Source organism: Campylobacter sp. RM16704, from assembly GCF_000816245.1.
Classification (GTDB): Bacteria; Campylobacterota; Campylobacteria; order Campylobacterales; family Campylobacteraceae; genus Campylobacter_D.
In genome coordinates this window covers 1390830-1412062 of the sequence record NZ_CP007769.1, presented here as the reverse complement: position 1 = coordinate 1412062, position 21233 = coordinate 1390830, and the positions used below count along the sequence as shown (strand labels likewise).

Below are 21233 nucleotides of genomic sequence, written 5' to 3'. Positions count from 1 at the left end.
AAAACAATGAAAAAAGGTTATTTTAAAGTAGATTTTGAACGTAAAAATCCTCAAAATGCTTATGAAAAATTCGTACAAATAATCAAGCGTTCTTTAAATACAGAACTTTTTATAGGTTTATTTGTAGTACTAAGAGAAATGTTTAAAAAAAATAACAGTGCAACGATTAAATATCCATTGGAAAAAGTTTCGCTAGATAATCGCTACCGTGCAGTACATCGTTTAATGCGTTTTATTGAAAGTGAAAATGAATGCTGCATCGGTTGTGGGTTGTGTGAAAAAATTTGCATTAGTAATTGTATAAGAATGGAAACATCTTTAGGCGAAGATGAGCGTAAAAAGGTTGAAAATTATAGTATTAATTTAGGGCGTTGTATTTATTGTGGATTTTGTGCTGATGTTTGTCCTGAACTTGCCATTGTACATGGTAAAGAGTATGAAAATGCAGCAGAGCAAAGATCTTATTTTGGTCAAAAGCAAGACTTTTTAACCCCTATTGATAAGCTTAAAAATCAAGTAGTGTTTGAAGGAAGTGGTAGTTTAAGAAAAGATGCTGATATTTTAGTAAAGAAAACTCCAAATTATTATGAGATAGATTTACAAAGACAGCAAGATACCCCAAAGGAAGAAAATGTTTGAAACTATAGCTTTTTGTTTGTTAAGTGTTTTGGTGTTGGGATTTTTTTTAATTAGCGTTTTAAGTACTAGCGTGCTTTATGCTATTAGTTCTTTGGCTGCTGCTATGATTTTTTTAAGTGGATTTTATTTTTTACTTAATGCTGAATTTATTGGAGCAATACAAATTATCGTTTATAGTGGAGCTATTTTGGGTCTTTATAGTTTTGCTATGATGTTTTTTGATGCTTCGATAAAAGTAAAAGAGAGTTTAAAAGGAAAGAGAATATTTATCTTTGCCGTGATTTTTAGTGCGATTTTGTTAATTAGCATTATTGTGGGCTATAATTTTGATTTAAATGAAACAAGTGAAATTTATAGTCTTGATTCTACCCAGCAAATAGGTTTTGCTTTATTTACAAAATATATGCTCGCCTTTGAATTTATGGCAATTTTACTCTTAATAGCTTTAATTTGTGCTATAGCACTTACTCAAAAAAATATAAAAAAGGATGAGTAATGATGTTAGAAAAATACTACATTGTGGCTATTTTGATGTTTATCATTGGTCTAATAGGTATTATAAAACGCCAAAATTTAATTATGCTTTTTATTTCAAGTGAAATTTTATTAAACGCTGCTAATTTAGCTTTAGTTACAGCAGGAGCTTCTCACAAAGACATAGAAGGACAAATTTTTGCTTTATTTGTAATGGGGGTTGCAGCTTGCGAAGTAGCTGTTGGGATAGCACTTTGTGTTTTATGGTATAGAAAAACAGGAACACTAGAGCTTAGCTCTCTAGCTGAAAAAGGAGAGCTAAAATGCAAAATTTAGCTTTAGTTGCACTTTTTTCTCCTTTAATATCAGCTATTATTTTAGGAATTTTTTCTTTTGGTATTAAAAGAATTTTCTTGGGTTATATGGCTACTTTATTAATAGCAGTTTCGGCGATTGCTTCGTTGATTTTGCTCATCAATGGTGCATCTTTTGATTTTAAGCTTGGGGTTTGGATTTCTTTAGTTGATGCAAATTTTGGATTTAAAATAGATTCTATAACACTTATTATGATGAATGTTGTTGGTATTGTCGCAACTTTTGTACATTTATATAGCATATTTTATATGAAAAATGATAAAGGTTTTAATAGATATTTTAGCTATTTAGGGCTTTTTGTTTTTTCTATGATGTTTTTGATTATGAGTGATAATTTTCTAGGTCTTTTTATAGGCTGGGAAGGTGTTGGACTTTGCTCTTGGCTTTTAATTGGTTTTTGGTATCATAATAAAAAATATACTTTTGCGGCAAATGAAGCTTTTATTATGAATAGAATTGCGGATTTAGCTTTGCTTTTGGGTATTTTTTTAATTTATAGAGAATTTAATTCGTTAAAATATGATGAATTTTTTGTATTACTATCTTTAGACTATGAAAATAACGATACTTTAATAGTAATTGCTATCTTATTGTTTATAGGTGCTATGGGAAAGTCTGCACAATTTCCTTTTCATACTTGGCTTGCTGATGCAATGGCTGGACCTACGCCAGTTTCAGCACTAATCCATGCTGCTACTATGGTTACTGCAGGGGTTTATTTGGTAATTCGTGCAGGAGAACTTTATTTGCAAGTTCCTGAAGTAGGGTATTTTATCGCTATACTTGGAACTTTTGTAGCACTTTTTGCTGCCTCTATGGCTATGGTGGCTAAAGATTTAAAAAGAATTATTGCTTACTCAACACTTTCTCAACTTGGGTATATGTTTGTAGCAGCAGGTCTTGGAGCTTATGCAATTGCATTGTTTCATTTGACAACACATGCTTTTTTTAAGTCATTATTATTTTTAGGTGCAGGTAATGTTATGCATGCAATGAACAATAAGCTTGATATTAGTAAAATGGGTGGACTGTATAAAAGTATGAAAATTAGTGCTATTTTGATGCTTATTGGTTCTTTAGCTTTATCAGGAATTTATCCTTTTGCTGGATTTTTTTCTAAAGATTTAATTTTAGGTTTTTCTTTTATAAGTCATCACCATGGAATATTTTTAATACTTTTAATAACAGCTTTTATGACAGCATTTTATAGCTTTAGACTTTTAATGCTTGTATTTTTTACTCCAAAAAGATACGAAGAATGTCCACATGAGGTTGATAAAATAGCTTTGCTTGCAATGATTCCTTTAGCTTTACTCGCAATTATATCAGGATTTTTTGAGCACAATTTTATGGAGTTTATGAGTTCAAAAGTAGCTTTTATTAATGCACAAAATTTTTTAGTAATGATACTTTCAAGTATTGTTGCAATATTGGGTATATTTTTAGCAGTTATTGTTTATAAGAGGAATTGGTTTAAGTTTGGTTTTTCAAAAACTAGCGTATACAAGATTTTGTCTAATGAATATCATATACCAAAATTTTATCATCATTTTATAGTGGATAAATATGTATTGTTTTGTGAATTTTTAAGAAAAGCTGATAAAGAAGTTTTAGATACTTTAATTGATAGTGTTGCGTTTTTCTTGAAAGCTTTCGCAAAAAAAATTGGCGTAGATAAAAATTTTTCTTTAGCTTTAAGAATTTCAATTTTTGCTTTTATTTGTTTGCTTTTTTTAGCTATGGTGGTGTAGAATGCTTAGTTTGTTAATATTATTTCCTTTTTTTGCCTCTTTTGTAGCTTTATTTTTGCAAAAAGAAGATAGTAGGTTTTTTGCTATTTTGGTTAGTTTTTTGATTTTAGCTTTAAATATCTTTTTATTACTAAATTATCAAGGTAATATAGCTTATGAATTTAGCTTAAATTCTTTGATAGTTAATTTTCATATAGGTGTAGATGCCATAGCACTTTATTTGATATTGCTTTGTTCTATAATGATTTTTTTATCTTTTGTGTGTTTAGATATAAAAGATAAAAGTGTTGTGGTGAGTATATTTTTATTGCAATTTTGTATTATAGGGCTTTTTTCATCATTAGATGCATTATTGTTTTATGTGTTTTGGGAATTTTCTCTTATACCGCTTATTTATTTAATAGGAAGATACTCAGATAATTATAAAGCAGGGATTAAATTTTTTATTTATGCATTTTGTGGTTCTATACTCATGCTTTTATCTATTGTTTATACAGGGTTTTTGTATTATCAAAATTTTGGATATTGGAGTTTTGATTTACTTGCTTGGTATAAAAATGATTTTACAATACCTGAAAATATACAAAATTTAATTTTTATAGGTTTTTTTATTGCTTTTGCAATCAAAAGCCCTCTGTTTCCATTTCACACTTGGGCTCCAAAAGTTTATGCAAAAAGTCCAACTTTAGTGTCTGTTATGCTTGTAAGTTTTAAAATGGCTCCATTTGGGTTTTTAAGATTTATTCTACCTTTAACTCCCGACACTTTAACTCATTATTGTTTTTTACTTTCTCTTTTATGTATCATTGCGATTTTATATGCGGCTTTAATTGCTTTTAAAACAAAAGATTTAAAAGAATTAATAGCTTATAGTTCAATTTCACATTTAGGTGTGGTGGTTTTGGGTATTGTAACTTTTACTTACAATGGAGTTAGTGGATCTGTATTTTATATGTTTGCGCATGGTATAGTAACAGGTGGTTTATTTTTGACTGCTTATATGCTTTATAAAAGATATCATACTTTTGAATTAGATTTTTATAAAAATTTAGCTAAAACAGCTCCGCTATTTAGCTTTTTCTTTGCGGTGTTGTTGTTTTCATCTATTTCATTACCTTTGACTATCTCTTTTGTAGGGGAATTTTTAATTTTACAAGGTGTAGCAAGTGTGAATTTATGGTATGCTTTACTTGCTGGTGGAGTGATCATTTTAGGGGCTATTTATATGTTAAATATATATAGAAATATGTTTTTTGCTACTTGTGAAGATAAAATAAGCGAAAAAATTGTACTGAAAAAAAGTGAAATTTTTGTTTTAAGTATCTTGAGTGCTTTAGTAATTTATTTTGGAGTTTTTCCAAGCGTGATACTCGATCAAATTGCATCTAATGTGAGTAGTATTTTTGAAATTGTACAAACAAGAAATATTGTTATAGAAAATCAAAAAATACTTGATAATATAAGAGGTTTTTAATGGATAATTTTGGTTTAGAAAAATTAAATTTTGTATTATTATTTCCTTTATTATGTTTGATTTTTTGGGCTATTGCAATGCTTTTGTTGAGTGTGTGGACAAAATTCTCAAGAAATTTTTATATAGGAGTCAGTGTTATAGCTTTATTAAGTACTTTATGTTTTTTATTGACCTATAATGGTTTTGTGTTAAATGAATCTCATGCTTTTTTTGGTCTGTTTGTAAGTGATAATTATGCCATTTTTGCTCAAATTGTAATTTTGGTATTTTCCATATTTTACTTGCTAATAGATAAAGATGAGCAAAAAGTTGATTTTTTTGCTTTATTTTTATTTATGGTAGCTTCTTTAATTTTAATGGTATCAAGTACCAATTTAATTATAATCTTTTTAGCTTTAGAGGGTTCCTCTTTAGCTCTTTATACATTGATAGCTATAAGAGGGACTCATAATGCTATTAGTTCTAGTATAAAGTATTTTACTTTGGCGGCAATTGGTGCTGGATTTTTTGTTTTTGCATGTGCTTTTGTATATTTAAAAACAAAATCTTTAGATTTAGATAATTTGCTACGCTCAGAGTATATATCAGATCCTATTCTACTTTGTTCTGGAGTAATGTTTTTGGTTATTGTGGGGATAAAACTTTCTATTGCACCTTTTCATTTTTGGCTAAAGGATGTATATTGTGGTGTACATACTAATTTTATTGCTTTTATTTCAGTAGTTCCAAAGATTGCTATGATTATAGTGGTTTTGAGGATTTTTTCTGCTTTAGGTGGTGGAGTAAAATTTGAATATATTGTAGCATTTTTGGCTATTTTTTCTATGCTTGCAGTTAGTATAGTTGCTTTAATTCAAAAAGATGTAAAAAAAATGCTTGCATATAGTTCTATTACACATTCTTCATTTGTATTAGCGGTTATTGTTTCTAGTATGAATGTTAGTTCTCAAGGTGATGGAACTTCTTATTTATTATCTGTTTTTGCTTTATTTTTGTATTGGATTTCATTTGCTTTTGCAAATTATGGAATTTTTTTGATTTTAAGTTTATTTCAAAAAAGCTCATTTGAAAGTTTTTCAGGCTTGTTTGACCAAAGACCAGCATTATCGATAATGCTTGCTATATTTATTTTATGTATCGCAGGTATTCCACCTTTTGGGATTTTTTGGGGTAAAATTTTGATTTTAGCTTCTATTTTAAATTCAGGTTATTATGTGCTTGTATTTGCCATTGCTTTAAGTTCTATGATAATGTTGTATGCTTATTTAAAAATTTTAATTTATATATTTTTTAAGCAAGGACAAGTGATAGAAAGTCTCAATTTAGATGTAAGACAAAAAATTATTTTAAGTATATGTTTTATGGGAAGTCTTTTTTGTATCTTTTTGCTTTTGTAAAATAATATTGCTATAATCACGTTCATGATAAGAATATTTGTTTTGATTTTTTTAGGTGTAATATATGCATTTTCTTTTGAAATCATTGTTAATAAAGGAGAGGAAAATAAACACCCCTTTACTCTCTTGCATTTAAAAGATGATAAAGAATTTACTTGTAAAAGTGTTTTTGAATTTGAAAAAACACATTTTGAATGCAATGTTTTAGGTGTGAGTAATATGCAATTTCAAAATAAAGAATTTGATACTTTTGCAATTTATTTTGAAAAACAGCAGACTTTTTTAACAATTAAAATTTATCCTAAAATTTTAGCAAAAATGTTTAATTATTCTCAAAATATTTTTAATATTAAAGAAATTCAAACTCAAAATAACGATACATCTAAGCATTTCGTTTTTATTTTCACAGAGGATTTAAGATATTACAAACCAAGTGATGGACTTGATTTTAATGTTTATTTTGAAGATGCTTTAATGCCATTTATTGGTGCTTTAGATTTAAATTCTAATCCTATGGAAACATCAAAAAGTGCGGATTTTAATACATATTTTAATATTAAACAAGAATATGATGCAAAAAAATATGATCAAGTTTTAAGAGATACCACCAACGCAATTAATCGTTATCAAGGCAGCATTTTTATGAATGAGTTTGAGCTTTATAAACTTAGAGCACAAAATAAACTCTACACTTATGAGCTTGATAAAGATCAGCAAATTTTGGAGCAAATGCTAGATGATGCAAAAAGATGGGTAAGAACTTATATTAATGATAAAGATTATACTGAAGTAATGTATATTATGATGAGAATTTATATGGGCTTATCACAACGATCTAATGTAGAATATGTTGTAGATACTTTAAAAACTGAACATAAGAATGATAAATTTACTATAATGGCTTTACTTGATTATGCAGATTATTTATATAATTTGGGTAAAAAAACTACAGCTAATAATATTTATCAAGATGTGTATTATTCTACTCCTAATGCAGATTTAGCTAGTAGAGCAGCGTTGTTTTTATCAAAGAATTTTTTAGAACAGCAAAACATAGGTGAAGCTAAAGAGTTGGCAAAAAAGATTTTAGATTCTAACCCTAATTTTTTCTTGAGTGAATTAGACAATTCTTTATTGTTAGCAAAAACTTTTGAAAACAACAGAATTTATGATTTAAGTTCTAAAATTTATGAGTATATTTTTGCAAATCTTACCAAGATAGATAAAGAATATGAAAGAGTATTAAAAGATCTTGCTTTGTCTTTGTTGAATGCAAATGAATATACCAAAGCTCAAAAATATCTTGATCTTTACGCAGAAGATTTTCCTTTGGGTGAATATATAAGTTTAATTAAAGAAGCACAAGATAAAAATTTTTTATATTTAAAAGATGCGAATGCTAGTTTTCTACATCAAAGATATGATGAAATTATGCAAAAATATGCAGGTGAAATTTCAAGTAAAGCTTTATTTGATAATATTAAATTATATTTTCAAGAAAAAAATTATGAAAAAGTTATTAGTTACCAACAAGATATTGAAAAATATTCCAATAAAGAAATAAAAAATCTCTTGGAAGAGGCGGCTATTTTTGTTTTAAGCGAAAAGTTAAAAAAAGATGAATGTTTAGCTGCAGTTAAAATATATGATGATTTTAAAGTTTATAATATAGGGAGCAAAATTGACAACAAAAAACAAATGCTTGAATGTTTTAAACGAACAACTCGTATAGAAGAAGCTAAAAAATATATAGTAGAGAACGAAAAAGATGACTTGATTTTTTATAAACTTCAAAATGCTGAATTAGCTTTGAAAGATAAGCGCTATAGTTTTGTTGTTAAAGCTATAAATGATATTTTAAATACAAGAACTATTATTAGTGATAATGAAAAATTTGAAGCAAATTATATTAAATTTTTTGCCGAGCTTGGACTTCAAGATTATAATGCTATGATAAAAACTTTACAAAAATTAGAACAATTCCCTATGAATTATCGTATGGTTGAACTTTATTATGAATTTTTACGTTACTGTGAAAAAAATAATTTTTTAACGAGTATTTTAACTTATGCTCCAAAGGCAATTGATTATCAAAATTTAAAAGGAGTGAATCTTTTTACACCAGATCTCGAATTTATATATATTGAAGCTTTAAAACAAAATAATCAAACCCAAGAATCACTAAACTTGTTTAAAGATTTGTTGGCTAATCCTTTAAAAGATGATGAGCGAGCAAGAGCTTTTTATATACAAAGTGGCATTTATGAGAACTTAAAAGACATAAAAAATCAAAAGCAAAGTTTGCAAAATTGTATTGATATTAATATAACAAGTAGTTGGCAGAATTTGTGTAAAGATAAGATGGATATTTTAAACACTCAACCATAATTTTTCAAAATGTAATTTTTCAAAATCTCATAAGATTTTTCAAAATGTAAGTTTTTTTTTATAAATTTTTTATTAAAAGTTCTTTGTCTTTTGGCAAGTTGTCTTGTGTGAATGATGATGAGCTCTTCGAGTTCTTTTAAATTTATTTTTTCATCTAAAAATTCTTTACATTCTTTTAAACCTATTGAATTTAACGCTTTTAAATTGTTATCATAATTATCAAATAACATTTTAGCTTCATCTATTAAGCCCTCATTTAACATATTTTTCGTGCGTACAATAATGCGTTTTTCTAAAAGTTCTTTTTGCCAAGAAATTTCAAAAATATCAAGTTTTTTAATAAGTGGTTCTTGTTTGGTTTCTTTTAAGACTTCACTTGGAATTTTATGGGTTTGCTCATAAATTCCAAGCCATTTTTTTAAACGATAACTATCATTTTTTCCTATTTTTACATGTGGATCAATTTTTATCATTAAATTATAAATTTCATCATTACTCAAAGAACTTTGGCTTTCTTTAAAATTTGCACTTAATCCATCTATTAGAGCTTTTAAATAAAAACTAGTCCCACCCGTGATAATAAGCATTTGATTATTTTTTTGAGCAAAAGCTTTTGCCTTTTTGTATTCTTCAAAAAATAAAGCAATATTAAAATGCTCATCAACATTTAATAAATTTATGCCAAAATAATCAAGTTCATTTAAGGTTTTCTCATCAGTTTTTGCAGAAGCAATATTAATTTGTTTGTATACACAAAGACTATCAAGACTTAAAATACTCCCATTAAATTCATAAGCAAGCTTATTTGCAAGTTCTGTTTTTCCACTTGCAGTGGTTCCAATGAGAGCAAATTCAAAAAACATCGTAAAAATATCCTAAATTTAAAATTATTTTAGTAAAATCATAACAAAAATATATTATAAAGAGAAAAAATGCTTTTATTATTTAAAGAAAAATTAAAAGATATTTTAGATTTAATTGTTTTTAAACATTCTATTTTTGCTTTGCCGTTTTTATTTGTTTCGATGATAGTCGCATCTATGATTTTAAATAATAGCACATGGTTTGGATTTAAGGCTTTATTATTGGGTGTTATTTGTGCAGTGAGTGCAAGAAATTTTGCTATGGCAATCAATCGCTTGATGGATGAGGATATTGATAAAAACAACCCAAGGTGTGCCAATAGACCCAATATTGATGGACGTATAGGAAAAACTAGTATTTTACTTTTCATCATTATAAATGCTATTGTTTTTGTTTTGGCAAGTTATTTTATCAATAAACTAGCCTTTGCACTTTCTTTACCGGTATTGTTTATTTTAGCTATTTATTCAGCTTTTAAAAGATTTTCATCCCTAGCACATTTAGTATTAGGATTTTGCCTAGGGCTTGCTCCTATTGCAGGTAGTATTGTAGTTTTGGGAAGTATTGAAATTTATAGTGTGATTTTGTGTTTGGGTGTTACTTTTTGGACAGCTGGTTTTGATTTGCTTTATGCTTTGCAAGATATGGAGTATGATAAAAAAACGGGTTTGTATTCTATACCTGCTAAATTTGGACTTGAAGCAACTTTATTTATTTCAGCATTTTGTCATGTTTTGGCTGTACTTTTTTGGCTTTTATTTGTTTGGGTAGCTCCAACGGGAAATATTGCTTTTTTGGGTGTGATAATTAGTGCAGTGATTTTGTTTTTTGAACACCACATTGTTAGAAAGAATTTTGCAAAAATTGACAAAGCATTTTTTACTTTAAATGGGTATTTAAGTATAGTATTTTTTATTTTTATATGGGTTGATCTTTTATGGAAATAAAGTTTTTTAAAAGTTCTTTAGAATTTGAATTTGAAGAGAGTAAAGAAAGATATGAAGAATTTTTGCAAGAATATCTTTCAAGTAATAATTATATTAATTTAAGTAAATGGAAAAAGCTTGCTTCAAGAGTAGATTTTAGCGAAGGTGAGCGGATTATTTTTGATTTGCTTATGGATATAAAGCAAGAATTATATCTAATAAAAAATGATATTAATAAAACAAAATTATTTACAGATTTAAAATACAAAGCATTTGTGGTGGGTGTAAATTTTGCACATATTCAATTTAAGGATAAATGTTTAAGACAAGATGAAGATTATTATGCTAGATTTGAAATTAACGGACAAAAAATTAGTATTTTTTTTAAAGCATTAAATGAATATGAAGCAAAAATTTCTCAAATAAAAGCCGAAGATGAACTTGCATATGATAATTTTGTGACAAATATGCAAAGAGCAATGATTAAAATCTTAAAGGAGCAAGAAAATGGATAGTGATTTGTTATTATGGCTAGTAGTAGCTTTGCTGATTTTTGCCATATTTGCTTATATGATAATTAAAGAAAAAGAAAATATTAGTAAAATTAATGAACTTGGTAAAATGATTGAAGATTTAAATAAACAATATCATTACTTAAAAAAAGAAAGTCTAGATGAACAAGAGCAAGAAAAAGAAGAAATAGACATCAAAACCATTAAAGAAGAATTAAAAGAAGAGCTTTTACAAATATTAGAACAAAAAATAAATCAAAATATTGTTCCTATTTTAAATACTTTAAAAGAAGTAGAAGAGATAATTGAAGAATTTCAAAGCGAACAAAAAAATCGTTTATTAAATTTAGAACAAAAGACTCAAAGTATTACAAAATTAAGTCCAAGTTATGATAATGAAGAGCAAAAAGTTATAGAGCTTTTTAATCAAAAAAAGTCTATAGAGCAAATTGCAAAAGATATGCGTATAGGTACAGGTAGGGTTGAGCTGATTTTAAAATTTAATAAATTAATATAGAAAAGACTTTTGAATGCTAGTGGATAGTTATGGAAGAGTTATTGATTATTTAAGAATATCTGTAACACAAAGATGTAATTTTCGCTGTCTTTATTGTATGCCAAAAACTCCTTTTGAATGGAGAGCTAAAGAAAATCTTTTATCTTTTGAAGAGCTTTTTATGTTTGTAAAAGTCTGTATAGATGAAGGGGTTAAAAAAATTCGTATTACTGGTGGTGAGCCTTTAGTAAGAAAAGATTTATATAAATTTATTGCTATGATCAATGAATATAAGCAAGATTTAGATTTAGCACTTACAACAAATGCTTCTTTGCTCAAACAACAAGCAAAAGATTTAAAACAAGCCGGTTTAAAAAGAATCAATATTTCACTAGATACCTTAAAAGAAGAGGTGGCTTTTAAATTAGCTCAAAAAAACATACTTAAAGATGTACTAAATGGTATTGATGAGGCTTTAGAATTAGGCTTTAATATTAAATTTAACACCGTAGCTCTTAAAGGGATTAATGATAGTGAATTTATCGATCTTTTAGAGTTTGCCAAAGTACGTAAAAGTCAAATTCGCTTTATAGAGTTTATGGAAAATTACCATGCTTATGGGGATTTGAAAGGCTTAAAATCAGCAGAAATTTTAAATATTATTGCTCAAAAGTATTCTTTTAAACAAGGACAAAAAAGTCCAAATTCCCCCGCAACTATTTATGAACTTAATGATGGATATAAATTTGGTATTATTGATCCGCATAGTCATGATTTTTGTGATAGTTGTAACCGTATAAGACTTTCTGCTGAAGGGCTTTTAATACCTTGTTTGTATTATGATGAGGCTTTAAGTATTAAAAAAGCTATACGCAATAAAGATATAGCCGGAGCTTGTGAAGTTTTAAGAACCGTGATTAAAAATAAATCAGAAAAAAATAGATGGACAGAAAACGAAAATAACCAAAGTTCCACAAGAGCCTTTTATCAAACAGGTGGATAATGGATATTGTTGAAACTTTTTTAAGCTTGCAAGGTGAAGGAAAATACAGTGGAAATTTAGCTGTATTTGTAAGATTTGCTAGATGTAATTTTAATTGCGTGGGTTTTGGTGTAAAAAAAGAAAAAAATTCTAAAATGCTTTTAGGTTGTGATACTATTAGAGCTGTTTTTACTAAAGAATTTAAATCTTGCTATAAAACATATACAGCTAAAGAGCTTTTCGATGAGGTTTTAAACTTATCGAATGCGTATAAACCTATTGTTGTAATTACCGGTGGAGAGCCTTTGTTGTATTATAAAGATAAAGAATTTTTAAATTTTATTAATGTGCTTTTGCAAAGTGGATTTAAAACGCATTTTGAAACTAATGCAAGTATTGAAGTTGATTTTGAAAAATATCCTTTATATAAAGAATGCTATTTTGCTTTAGGTGTAAAGCTTAGTAATAGTGGTGTAAAAAAAGAAAAAAGGATTAATGAAAAAGCTTTAAAAGCATTTAAAAACTATGCCAAGGATAGTTTTTATAAATTTGTTTTAGATAAGAATTTTTTACAAGAAAATAAAGCCTTAGAAGAAATTAATGAAATTTTACAAATTTGTGAAAATAAAGTATTTTGTATGCCTATGGGAGCAAATGAGTTAGAGATTTCTAAAAATGCCTTAAGTGTTGCTGAATTTTGTATAAAAAATGGATATAATTACTCTGATAGATTACATATTAGAATTTGGGGAGATAAAGAAGGCGTATGATTATTAGAAAAATGTTTGAATTTGAAAATGCTCATATTGTTAGATTTTGTAGCTCCAAGCGATGTAAAACAAGCATACACGGACACTCTTACAAGGTAGAAATTCTACTTGAGAGTAAATACCTTGATAATGCTGGAATGGTATATGATTTTGGTTTGTTAAAAGATGAGATAAAACAAATTATTGATAGTTTTGATCATGCTATTACGCTTTTTAAAGATGATGATAAAGTTTATTTAGAAAATATGAAAAAGCACTCACAAAGATGGGTAAGTTTACCTGTGAATGTAAGTGCGGAAAATTTTGTACGCATATTTTTTGTTTTGATTGATACTTTGCTCTTAAAGACAAAAATGATTAATGGAGAACAAGGTGTAAATTTGAAAAGTATTATTGTACATGAAACAAGAACAGGATATGCACAGGGTTTTAGAGAAGATGCTTATAATGAGTTTTTGCCAAAGATTAATCTAGGAGATATTGAATTCTCAAAAGCTATAAATGATGAGTGGAAAGATAAAGATTTCTTTAAGAAACTTCAAGATACAAATTTTGTTTTTGTCAATCAAAAGGAGGTGTGATGAAAAGGGTTTTACTAATTGTGCCATTATTACTTTTTATGGCTTGCTCAAATCAAGAAAATAAAAATACAAAAAAAGAAGTACAAACAGAGCAAGTTCAAATTGAACAAAGTGATTCTAATGTTATTATAGATGATGAAACACTTCCCATACCTGTGGATGATGATGTTAAAGATGAAAACAGCACACAAGGATAGTGATGGATCAAAGTTATGAGTTTTTTTTAGCATTACATGTGTATAGTTTATATGCAAATGGTTTTTTAATGTTGTTTTATTTATATCTAACTCAAAGTAGTTTTTCACAAGAATTTATATTTATAAAGAAAATTCGTTTGTTTTTGCCAATTTATTATTTATTTTTAGCAATTACTCTTTTTACGGGGAATTTGCTTTGGGCTTTAAAGTATTTTGAAGTTAATTTATATGTGCTTTCTATGTGGATTTGTTGGTTTTTGATTTTTATTTTGGCAATTTATCAATTTGTTTTATTTAAAAAAGCAAGGTTGTATAAACATTATGCTAAATTTAGATTTTTAAGCTTTTTTATTTTGTGTTTGGATATATTTTTACTTTTTATACCTTATTTGCTTAAAAGGTTTTATTTTTAATGCAATTTTTATATCACTCTCAAAGTGGAGATACTTGTTTAGAATTAAAAAATGAGATTTTTTTACATTTAAAAGTTAGGAGAGTTAGAGTTGGTGATGACATTGTGCTTAAAAACTTGAAAGATTCTTATGCGTATATTTATAAATGTGTTGAAATTTCTAGACATTCTTGTATATTAAATTTGCAAGATAAACAAAAAGAAAAGCAAGAACAAAAGAAATATCTTCATTTAGCTTTAGCGGTAGTTGAACCAAAAATTATAGAAAAAACTTTGCCTTTTTTAAATGAACTTGGTGTTGTTAAACTTTCTTTTGTATATATGGAATTTTCACAAAAAAATTTTAAGTTGGATTTTAAAAGAATGGAAAAAATTCTTATAGAATCATCCCAACAATGTGGTCGTGCTTCTTTAATGGAATTGGAAATTTTTGATGATTTTAAAAAATTTCAGCAAACTTATGAAAATATTGTCTTGATAGACTTTGAAGGTGAAGATTTAATGAGCTTTGAACCTAGCAAGTATATATTTTTAATTGGAGCTGAAGGAGGATTTTCGCAAAAAGAAAGAGAAAAGAATGTAAAAAAAGCAAAATTACAAGCCAATTTTATACTTAAAGCACAAACAGCTTTAGTAGGAGTTGCTTCAAAATTTTTAATTTAAAAATATGCTTAAATTTATCTATTTTTTATATAAAAATTTATATAATTACGCCTTAATGTTTTCAAAAAGGATAAACAATGAAAAAAGAAATTCACCCAGAATATGTAGAATGTAAAGTAAGTTGTGCTTGTGGAAATTCTTTTACTACTAAATCAAATAAATCAGAAATTAAAGTAGATATTTGTTCAAATTGTCATCCATTTTTTACAGGAAGTGAAAAAATTGTAGATGCTGCAGGTCGTGTGGAGAAATTTAAGAAAAAATACGCAATGCAATAATGTTATATTTTATTCCTACGCCTATAGGAAATTTAAACGATATTTCTTTTCATTCTTTAGAAATTTTACAAAAATGCAAACTCTTTTTATGTGAAGATACAAGAGTTTGCAAATCTTTAGTTCGTCTTATTAACGAAAAATTTAATTTAGAAATAAAACCTGATAAATATATAGCCTTGCACACTCACAATGAAAAAGATTTTTTAGCAAAAATAGATGAAAATTTTTTTGAACAAGATGTTGCATATTTAAGTGATGCGGGTATGCCAGGTATTAGTGATCCTGGGCAGTTTTTAATTGAATATGTCATAAAAAATAATATTAATTATGAGGTTTTATCAGGTTCCAATGCTGCTTTACTTGCTTTGGTTTCGAGTGCACTTTGTAAAAAAGAATTTATATTTATGGGATTTTTGGCCAATAAAAACCCTCAAAGACAAAAAGATATCGAAAAGTTAATGCTTAATCCTTATCCTAGTATAGTTTATGAAGCACCTACTAGGATACTTAATTTGGTAGAAGAAATTAGCAAAATTGATTCTTTGCGTGAAATTTTTGTTATAAAAGAGGCAACAAAAAAATACGAAAGTAAATTTAGATCAAATGCTTTAGAAATATTAGAAAAATTAAAAACAATAGATTTACGAGGAGAATGGTGTGTGGTAATAAGTGCCAAAGAAAAAGAATTTCATCAAAATACTTTATGCGAACAAGATATTTATGAACTTGATTTACCTTTAAAAACTAAAGCAAAATTACTTTCTAAGATTAATGCAAAATCTCCAAAAGAAAATTATCAAAAACTGCTTTTAAGTTGAATTTGGTTATTATTTAAAAATGATAGTTTATGGTAAGCAAGTGTTTTTTTATATCTTAGAAAAGCACAAAGAAAAAATTAAAGAAATTTATTTAGCAAAAGAATGCAAAAAGGCTGATTTTTCAATAATAGCAAAGGCTTCAAAAAAAATTAAAAAACTTGATTTTAAAGCCGCACAAAGTTTAGCAAGAGGTGGAAATCATCAAGGTTTTTTGATGGATATTGAAGAATTTAATTTTGATTCTTTTGAAAGCTTAAAAGAAAAAAATTTTATAATCATTTTATATAACATTAGTGATGTAGGAAATATAGGAGCTATTGTTCGTAGTGCGTATGCATTAGGAGCTGATGGAATTATTTTAGTGGCTAAAAATATGGCTATGGATGGAGTAATTCGTGCAAGTAGTGGTGCAGCTTTAGATATGAAAATAGTTTTAAATGATGATATTTTAAGTATGGTTAATGAGTTAAAGCAAAAAGGTTTTTATATCTATGCTAGTGCAAGTGGTGGCAATGATATACATACTATAAAGCCTAAAGAGAAAAAAGTTTTGATTATGGGAAGCGAGGGTTTTGGTATAGCTCCTAAAGTGCTTAAAAAATGTGATGAATGTGTGGGTATAAAAATGTATAATGATTTTGATAGTTTAAATGTAAGCGCAGCGTTTGCAATACTTTGTGATAGGATGAAAAATGGATAGTTGGAAAAAATTAGAAGATTTGAATTTGTTAGAAGTTCAAAAAAAAACTCAAATTGAGTTAGCTTGCCTTGAGTTTATTGTCAAAAAAGATTTTAAGTCTATATCCCGTTTTAATGTAAATGGTTTTATAAAAATTTTACAAAGAGAATATGAACTTGATTTTACTAGTTTTTTAGAGGAATATCATGCTTATTTAGATGAAAATGGTACGGAAAAGAAAAATCATATGCATATTTCACCTAGGGTAAATTCATATACTAGGGAAAGTTCTAATATTTGGTTTATTGTTGTTATAATTATAGTAGTTTTTCTAATTGCGTTAGCTTGGGGAATTTCAAAATTTTTTCAAAATTCCATTATAGATGAAAATATAACTAGTGTTTTAAATCAGGAGCAAGTTGTATCAGAAGAAAAAACTAATAAAAACGAAGTGCTTAATTTTTTTGTAGATGATTTTTCTAGTACAGATGAGAACAATGAAACAAATGCAAGTGTTGAAACTTTGGTGTCTTCAGATGAAAACAATATAGATCTAAATGAAACTTCTGAAAACAATATTACTTTCAATAATCTCAAAGATGACATAACACTAGTCAATGAAAGTATTATAAAACCAAATGCTGAACTTTGGCTTGGTATAGTGGATTTAAAAACTTTTAGAAAAAGTTCTATGACTATAAAAAATGATTATGTGTTGTCTTTAGATAAAGATATGTTGATTACTACAGGTCATGCTGCTTTTATTCTAAACGATGAAAATAATAATACTTTAGAATTTAAAAGCGGTGTATCTAAGTTTTTAATGATAAAAGATGGGAAGATTAAGCAAATTACAAAAACAGAATTTATTAAAGAAAATAGAGGGAAATTATGGTAAGAATTTTTATATTTTCTATTTTTTTGACTCTCAATACTTTTGCATTAAGTGCTTTAGAAGTGGCAAAACACATTGTAAATGACAGCTCTAAGGATGCAAAATTAGAACTTTTATTTGCCAAAAATAATTATAGAGATGAACGTGGAAATGTAGATATTTATACAATTTCACAAATTCTAAAAACCAACTCTTTAGCAAATTTTATACTTAATGAGCCAAAAACTTTAATTTTTAGTTTTAAGGCACAAGCTGATTCTGTTTTATTTTTTAAAACTATTAATGATACTTTAAATGAATTAGGTTATGTTTATTTTATACCTATTGAATTAACTTTAAGGGAAAATTACATTGCTTATAAATTGGCAGTGGATTCTCAATATATGCTTGACCCTGGGATATTTTATAAAGCCTTGCTTTCAAGTTCAGTTTTTATAAAAGATATTTCTAAGCTTTCAGAATTAAATTATGAGTATGAACTTGATTTTTCAAAGGCAAAGCTTAAAATAAATACTCAAATTCCTTTAAATACAACTATTCAACTTAATAAACCTTTAAGAGAATATGTTGTTGATTTACAAGATGCTAAAGGTATGGAACTAAGTGCTCATAATCTTGATTCTTGGTTTTGCAAAATTCAATTTTTAGATAAAAATTTAAATTATATTCAGGGTGTAGAAAATACACATAAACAAAACGAATTAGATATAAACATTCCATTGGGTGCAAAATATGCTATTATAGGAGATATGTTTAGTCTTGATAATATAAAAAGGGGTTTAAAAATTTACCTAAGACGCTAAAAAAGGATGGAAAATGTTTGAAGAAATTCATTTTAATACTATAGAGAGACTTCCTAATTATGTTTTTGCTGAAGTTAATGCAATTAAAATGGCAGCAAGAAGAGCTGGAGAGGACATAATTGATTTTTCTATGGGAAATCCTGATGGCAAAACTCCTCAACACATTATAGATAAACTTTGCGAAAGTGCTAATAAAGATAAGACTTCAGGTTATTCTGCTTCGAGTGGAATTTATAAACTAAGACTTGCAATTTGTAATTGGTATAAAAGAAAATACGATGTTGATTTAGAACCTGAAAGTGAAGTAGTTGCAACGATGGGTTCTAAAGAAGGCTTTGTGAATTTAGCAAGAGCTGTAATTAACCCAGGAGATGTAGCTATTGTACCTACGCCTGCTTATCCTATACATACTCAAGCTTTTATCATAGCAGGCGGTAATGTAGCAACTATGAATTTTGATTTTAATGAAAATTATGAGCTAAAAGAAAATACTTTTTTTGAAAATTTACAAAAAACATTACATGAAAGTATTCCTCGCCCAAAATATGTAGTAGTAAATTTTCCACATAATCCTACAACGGTTACAGTGGAAAAAAGTTTTTATGAGAGATTAGTTGCTATGGCAAAAAAAGAAAGATTTTATATTATTTCTGATATTGCTTATGCAGATTTGACTTTTGGTTCTTATAAAACCCCTTCAATTTTTGAAGTTGAAGGTGCTAAAGATGTAGCAGTAGAGACTTATACGCTTTCAAAATCTTACAATATGGCAGGTTGGCGTGTAGGTTTTGTGGTAGGTAATAAACGTTTAATTGCGGCTTTGAAAAAGATCAAATCTTGGTTTGATTATGGTATGTATACTCCCATACAAGTTGCTGCTACTATAGCTTTGGACGGAGATCAAACTTGTGTTGAAGAGATTAAAGCAATTTATGCAAGAAGATTAGAAGTCTTACTTGATTCGTTTTTTCAAGCAGGATGGGAGTTAAAAAAACCAAATGCAAGTATGTTTGTTTGGGCAAAACTTCCTCAAAGCAAAGCTCATCTTGGTAGTATGGAATTTTCTAAACAGCTTTTGCAAAAAGCAAATGTAGCAGTAAGCCCTGGAGTTGGCTTTGGTGAAGCGGGCAATGAGTATGTTAGAATAGCTTTAATAGAAAATGAAAACCGTATTCGTCAAGCAGCAAGAAATATTAAAAAATATTTAAGAGAATAAAATGAAAGTTGCAATTTTAGGCTATGGCACCGTAGGAAGTGCCGTTGTAGAAACTTTGTTAAAAAATCAAGATTTAATCAAAGCAAGATGTGATGAAGAAATTATTCCAGTGATTGCTTTAGCAAGAAATCCAAAACCAAATGCATTAATTCCTGTGGTTAATGATATTGATGAAGTTTTAGAGCGTGAAGATATTGATGTATTTGTGGAGTTAATGGGTGGTATTGATTTACCTTTTGAGATAATTTCAAAGATTTTAAAAAGAAAAAAATCAGTAGTAACTGCTAATAAAGCTTTGCTTGCCTATCATCGTTATGAGCTTGAAAAATTAGCGCAAGATACAGCTTTTGGCTATGAGGCAAGTGTGGCGGGCGGAATCCCTATCATTAAAATTTTAAAAGAAGGCTTAAGTGCTAATAATATTGTTTCCATAAAAGGCATTTTAAATGGAACAAGTAATTATATTTTAAGCAAAATGGCTGAAGATAATGCCAAATTTCATGAAGTTTTGAAGATGGCTCAAGAATTAGGTTATGCTGAAGCTGATCCTACTTTTGATATAGAAGGATTTGATGCTGCACACAAACTTTTAATTTTGGCCAATATTGCCTATGGATTAAGGGTTAAGCCCGAAGATATTTTGATTGAGGGTATTAGTAAGGTAAGTGATGAAGATATTTATTTTGCAAAAGAATTTGAATATACCATAAAGCATTTAGGTATTGCTAAAATAAAAGATGAGAAAATAGAACTAAGAGTTCATTCAGCTATGCTAAATAAAGATAAAATGTTAGCAAAGGTTGATGGAGTAATGAACGCTATTAGTGTTGATGGAGATATTTTGGGTGAAAGTTTATATTATGGTCCAGGTGCAGGTGGCAGAGCAACTGCAAGTGCTGTTATAGCGGATTTAATTGATATAGCAAGAAAAGAAAAAAGCAGTGCTATTTTTGGATATTTAAATGACACTTCCTACGAGCTTTTAGATAAAGAAGCTATCTATACAAGATATTATTTAAGACTAAAAGTATTAGATAAGATTGGCGTTTTATCAAAAATCGCACAATTAATGAGTGAACATCAAATTTCTATTGATACTTTTTTACAAAAACCTAAAAAGGAAAAACAAGATTGCAGTACTTTATTTTTCATCACTCATCAAACATATGAAAAAAATATACAAATTTTAATACAAAAGCTTAGAGAACAAGAATTTGTAAAAGATGATATTTTTATGATGAGAATCGAGAATTAATGGGATTAAAAGAATATATTTTTGGCATCGAAGGTGAAAATAAAGCTTGTGATTTTTTACGAATACAAGGTTTTGATATTTTAGAAAGAAATTTTCATTCTAAATTCGGAGAGATTGATATTATTGCTAAAAAAAATAATATTTTGCATTTTATTGAGGTTAAGAGTACACAAGGAAATTATGAAGTAGCTTATAGACTTGATTTGAAAAAATATAATAAAATCACTAAAGCCGTAGAGTATTACTTTATGAAACATAAAAGTCAAGAAAATTTCCAACTAGATTTGCTTTGTGTATATAAAGATGATATAAAACTTTTAGAGAATATTAGTTATTAAGATAATATTTATACTAATTTAATAGAATTTACGAAAAATAAAGGAGAAAA

Annotated in this window: 25 protein-coding genes; 24 read left to right on the top strand and 1 reads right to left on the bottom strand. The window is 27.5% G+C overall.

Going from position 1 to position 21233, the window contains the following annotated elements:
• Window positions 1–6 precede the first annotated feature (6 nt).
• From nuoI to CAQ16704_RS07185, 7 genes are read left to right on the top strand one after another with little or no spacing between them, the layout of a single operon-like run.
• The gene (nuoI, locus tag CAQ16704_RS07215; protein ID WP_039667552.1) at window positions 7–639 is read left to right on the top strand and encodes an NADH-quinone oxidoreductase subunit NuoI; all 633 of its coding nucleotides are present in this window, start codon (window positions 7–9) and stop codon (window positions 637–639) included.
• Window positions 632–1135 carry an NADH-quinone oxidoreductase subunit J gene (locus CAQ16704_RS07210; protein ID WP_039667551.1) on the top strand — a complete coding sequence of 168 codons (504 nt, stop codon included), beginning with the start codon at window positions 632–634 and terminating at the stop codon, window positions 1133–1135. The genes nuoI and CAQ16704_RS07210 overlap by 8 nt, the downstream gene beginning before the upstream one ends.
• Window positions 1136–1137: 2 nt before the next feature.
• Window positions 1138–1449, top strand: coding sequence for an NADH-quinone oxidoreductase subunit NuoK (gene nuoK, locus CAQ16704_RS07205; protein ID WP_039667768.1), 312 nt, complete (start codon window positions 1138–1140; stop codon window positions 1447–1449).
• Window positions 1437–3239 (top strand): NADH-quinone oxidoreductase subunit L, encoded by a 1803-nt coding sequence (gene nuoL, locus CAQ16704_RS07200; protein WP_039667550.1) that lies wholly within the window; start codon window positions 1437–1439, stop codon window positions 3237–3239. Before nuoK ends, nuoL begins: the two co-directional genes overlap by 13 nt.
• A 1-nt stretch (window position 3240) precedes the next feature.
• Window positions 3241–4713: a complex I subunit 4 family protein gene (locus CAQ16704_RS07195; protein ID WP_039667549.1), complete on the top strand. Its 1473-nt coding sequence runs from the start codon at window positions 3241–3243 to the stop codon at window positions 4711–4713.
• Window positions 4713–6110 (top strand): NADH-quinone oxidoreductase subunit N, encoded by a 1398-nt coding sequence (locus CAQ16704_RS07190; protein ID WP_039667548.1) that lies wholly within the window; start codon window positions 4713–4715, stop codon window positions 6108–6110. The genes CAQ16704_RS07195 and CAQ16704_RS07190 overlap by 1 nt, the downstream gene beginning before the upstream one ends.
• A gap of 24 nt (window positions 6111–6134) precedes the next feature.
• The gene (locus tag CAQ16704_RS07185) at window positions 6135–8498 is read left to right on the top strand and encodes a tetratricopeptide repeat protein (protein ID WP_148308484.1); all 2364 of its coding nucleotides are present in this window, start codon (window positions 6135–6137) and stop codon (window positions 8496–8498) included.
• Here CAQ16704_RS07185 and miaA read toward each other — a convergent pair.
• Window positions 8489–9361: a tRNA (adenosine(37)-N6)-dimethylallyltransferase MiaA gene (gene miaA, locus CAQ16704_RS07180; protein ID WP_039667547.1), complete on the bottom strand. Its 873-nt coding sequence runs from the start codon at window positions 9359–9361 to the stop codon at window positions 8489–8491. The genes CAQ16704_RS07185 and miaA overlap by 10 nt on opposite strands.
• 69 nt (window positions 9362–9430) lie before the next feature.
• Between miaA and mqnP the strand changes: the two genes are divergently transcribed.
• The 17 genes from mqnP to CAQ16704_RS07095 all read left to right on the top strand — a co-directional run bounded on the left by mqnP (window position 9431) and on the right by CAQ16704_RS07095 (window position 21183).
• Window positions 9431–10309: a menaquinone biosynthesis prenyltransferase MqnP gene (gene mqnP, locus CAQ16704_RS07175; RefSeq protein WP_039667546.1), complete on the top strand. Its 879-nt coding sequence runs from the start codon at window positions 9431–9433 to the stop codon at window positions 10307–10309.
• Complete coding sequence (locus CAQ16704_RS08245; protein WP_039667545.1) at window positions 10300–10803, top strand: hypothetical protein; 504 nt, start codon at window positions 10300–10302, stop codon at window positions 10801–10803. The genes mqnP and CAQ16704_RS08245 overlap by 10 nt, the downstream gene beginning before the upstream one ends.
• A complete protein-coding gene (locus CAQ16704_RS07165; protein WP_039667544.1) occupies window positions 10796–11317 on the top strand; it encodes a hypothetical protein in 522 nt (173 codons plus the stop codon). The genes CAQ16704_RS08245 and CAQ16704_RS07165 overlap by 8 nt, the downstream gene beginning before the upstream one ends.
• A gap of 13 nt (window positions 11318–11330) precedes the next feature.
• Window positions 11331–12299, top strand: a complete 969-nt coding sequence (moaA, locus tag CAQ16704_RS07160; protein ID WP_039667543.1) for a GTP 3',8-cyclase MoaA — start codon at window positions 11331–11333, stop codon at window positions 12297–12299.
• The gene (locus tag CAQ16704_RS07155) at window positions 12299–13048 is read left to right on the top strand and encodes a 7-carboxy-7-deazaguanine synthase QueE (protein WP_039667542.1); all 750 of its coding nucleotides are present in this window, start codon (window positions 12299–12301) and stop codon (window positions 13046–13048) included. The genes moaA and CAQ16704_RS07155 overlap by 1 nt, the downstream gene beginning before the upstream one ends.
• A complete protein-coding gene (locus CAQ16704_RS07150) occupies window positions 13045–13629 on the top strand; it encodes a 6-pyruvoyl trahydropterin synthase family protein (protein ID WP_039667541.1) in 585 nt (194 codons plus the stop codon). Before CAQ16704_RS07155 ends, CAQ16704_RS07150 begins: the two co-directional genes overlap by 4 nt.
• Window positions 13629–13826, top strand: coding sequence for a hypothetical protein (locus tag CAQ16704_RS07145; RefSeq protein WP_039667540.1), 198 nt, complete (start codon window positions 13629–13631; stop codon window positions 13824–13826). Before CAQ16704_RS07150 ends, CAQ16704_RS07145 begins: the two co-directional genes overlap by 1 nt.
• A 2-nt stretch (window positions 13827–13828) precedes the next feature.
• Window positions 13829–14239, top strand: a complete 411-nt coding sequence (locus CAQ16704_RS07140; RefSeq protein ID WP_039667539.1) for a hypothetical protein — start codon at window positions 13829–13831, stop codon at window positions 14237–14239.
• Window positions 14239–14901: a 16S rRNA (uracil(1498)-N(3))-methyltransferase gene (locus tag CAQ16704_RS07135; protein WP_039667538.1), complete on the top strand. Its 663-nt coding sequence runs from the start codon at window positions 14239–14241 to the stop codon at window positions 14899–14901. The genes CAQ16704_RS07140 and CAQ16704_RS07135 overlap by 1 nt, the downstream gene beginning before the upstream one ends.
• Window positions 14902–14978: 77 nt before the next feature.
• Window positions 14979–15179 carry a 50S ribosomal protein L31 gene (gene rpmE, locus CAQ16704_RS07130; protein WP_039666086.1) on the top strand — a complete coding sequence of 67 codons (201 nt, stop codon included), beginning with the start codon at window positions 14979–14981 and terminating at the stop codon, window positions 15177–15179.
• Window positions 15179–15997 (top strand): 16S rRNA (cytidine(1402)-2'-O)-methyltransferase, encoded by an 819-nt coding sequence (gene rsmI, locus CAQ16704_RS07125; protein ID WP_039667537.1) that lies wholly within the window; start codon window positions 15179–15181, stop codon window positions 15995–15997. Before rpmE ends, rsmI begins: the two co-directional genes overlap by 1 nt.
• A gap of 19 nt (window positions 15998–16016) precedes the next feature.
• Complete coding sequence (gene rlmB, locus CAQ16704_RS07120) at window positions 16017–16697, top strand: 23S rRNA (guanosine(2251)-2'-O)-methyltransferase RlmB (protein WP_039667536.1); 681 nt, start codon at window positions 16017–16019, stop codon at window positions 16695–16697.
• Window positions 16690–17574: a hypothetical protein gene (locus CAQ16704_RS07115; protein WP_039667535.1), complete on the top strand. Its 885-nt coding sequence runs from the start codon at window positions 16690–16692 to the stop codon at window positions 17572–17574. Before rlmB ends, CAQ16704_RS07115 begins: the two co-directional genes overlap by 8 nt.
• Complete coding sequence (locus tag CAQ16704_RS07110) at window positions 17565–18374, top strand: hypothetical protein (protein ID WP_039667534.1); 810 nt, start codon at window positions 17565–17567, stop codon at window positions 18372–18374. Before CAQ16704_RS07115 ends, CAQ16704_RS07110 begins: the two co-directional genes overlap by 10 nt.
• Window positions 18375–18387: 13 nt before the next feature.
• Entirely contained in the window at window positions 18388–19590 is a 1203-nt protein-coding gene (locus CAQ16704_RS07105) for an LL-diaminopimelate aminotransferase (protein ID WP_039667533.1), read from the top strand.
• Between the two features lies 1 nt (window position 19591).
• Complete coding sequence (locus CAQ16704_RS07100; protein ID WP_039667532.1) at window positions 19592–20845, top strand: homoserine dehydrogenase; 1254 nt, start codon at window positions 19592–19594, stop codon at window positions 20843–20845.
• Complete coding sequence (locus CAQ16704_RS07095) at window positions 20845–21183, top strand: YraN family protein (protein WP_039667531.1); 339 nt, start codon at window positions 20845–20847, stop codon at window positions 21181–21183. The genes CAQ16704_RS07100 and CAQ16704_RS07095 overlap by 1 nt, the downstream gene beginning before the upstream one ends.
• Window positions 21184–21233: the final 50 nt, after the last annotated feature.

Coding starts and splice junctions, on each gene's coding strand:
- nuoI (WP_039667552.1), top strand. CDS start 7: ATGAAAAAAGGTTATTTTAAAGTAGATTTTGAACGTAAAAATCCTCAA.
- CAQ16704_RS07210 (WP_039667551.1), top strand. CDS start 632: ATGTTTGAAACTATAGCTTTTTGTTTGTTAAGTGTTTTGGTGTTGGGA.
- nuoK (WP_039667768.1), top strand. CDS start 1,138: ATGTTAGAAAAATACTACATTGTGGCTATTTTGATGTTTATCATTGGT.
- nuoL (WP_039667550.1), top strand. CDS start 1,437: ATGCAAAATTTAGCTTTAGTTGCACTTTTTTCTCCTTTAATATCAGCT.
- CAQ16704_RS07195 (WP_039667549.1), top strand. CDS start 3,241: ATGCTTAGTTTGTTAATATTATTTCCTTTTTTTGCCTCTTTTGTAGCT.
- CAQ16704_RS07190 (WP_039667548.1), top strand. CDS start 4,713: ATGGATAATTTTGGTTTAGAAAAATTAAATTTTGTATTATTATTTCCT.
- CAQ16704_RS07185 (WP_148308484.1), top strand. CDS start 6,135: ATGATAAGAATATTTGTTTTGATTTTTTTAGGTGTAATATATGCATTT.
- miaA (WP_039667547.1), bottom strand. CDS start 9,361: ATGTTTTTTGAATTTGCTCTCATTGGAACCACTGCAAGTGGAAAAACA.
- mqnP (WP_039667546.1), top strand. CDS start 9,431: ATGCTTTTATTATTTAAAGAAAAATTAAAAGATATTTTAGATTTAATT.
- CAQ16704_RS08245 (WP_039667545.1), top strand. CDS start 10,300: ATGGAAATAAAGTTTTTTAAAAGTTCTTTAGAATTTGAATTTGAAGAG.
- CAQ16704_RS07165 (WP_039667544.1), top strand. CDS start 10,796: ATGGATAGTGATTTGTTATTATGGCTAGTAGTAGCTTTGCTGATTTTT.
- moaA (WP_039667543.1), top strand. CDS start 11,331: ATGCTAGTGGATAGTTATGGAAGAGTTATTGATTATTTAAGAATATCT.
- CAQ16704_RS07155 (WP_039667542.1), top strand. CDS start 12,299: ATGGATATTGTTGAAACTTTTTTAAGCTTGCAAGGTGAAGGAAAATAC.
- CAQ16704_RS07150 (WP_039667541.1), top strand. CDS start 13,045: ATGATTATTAGAAAAATGTTTGAATTTGAAAATGCTCATATTGTTAGA.
- CAQ16704_RS07145 (WP_039667540.1), top strand. CDS start 13,629: ATGAAAAGGGTTTTACTAATTGTGCCATTATTACTTTTTATGGCTTGC.
- CAQ16704_RS07140 (WP_039667539.1), top strand. CDS start 13,829: ATGGATCAAAGTTATGAGTTTTTTTTAGCATTACATGTGTATAGTTTA.
- CAQ16704_RS07135 (WP_039667538.1), top strand. CDS start 14,239: ATGCAATTTTTATATCACTCTCAAAGTGGAGATACTTGTTTAGAATTA.
- rpmE (WP_039666086.1), top strand. CDS start 14,979: ATGAAAAAAGAAATTCACCCAGAATATGTAGAATGTAAAGTAAGTTGT.
- rsmI (WP_039667537.1), top strand. CDS start 15,179: ATGTTATATTTTATTCCTACGCCTATAGGAAATTTAAACGATATTTCT.
- rlmB (WP_039667536.1), top strand. CDS start 16,017: ATGATAGTTTATGGTAAGCAAGTGTTTTTTTATATCTTAGAAAAGCAC.
- CAQ16704_RS07115 (WP_039667535.1), top strand. CDS start 16,690: ATGGATAGTTGGAAAAAATTAGAAGATTTGAATTTGTTAGAAGTTCAA.
- CAQ16704_RS07105 (WP_039667533.1), top strand. CDS start 18,388: ATGTTTGAAGAAATTCATTTTAATACTATAGAGAGACTTCCTAATTAT.
- CAQ16704_RS07100 (WP_039667532.1), top strand. CDS start 19,592: ATGAAAGTTGCAATTTTAGGCTATGGCACCGTAGGAAGTGCCGTTGTA.
- CAQ16704_RS07095 (WP_039667531.1), top strand. CDS start 20,845: ATGGGATTAAAAGAATATATTTTTGGCATCGAAGGTGAAAATAAAGCT.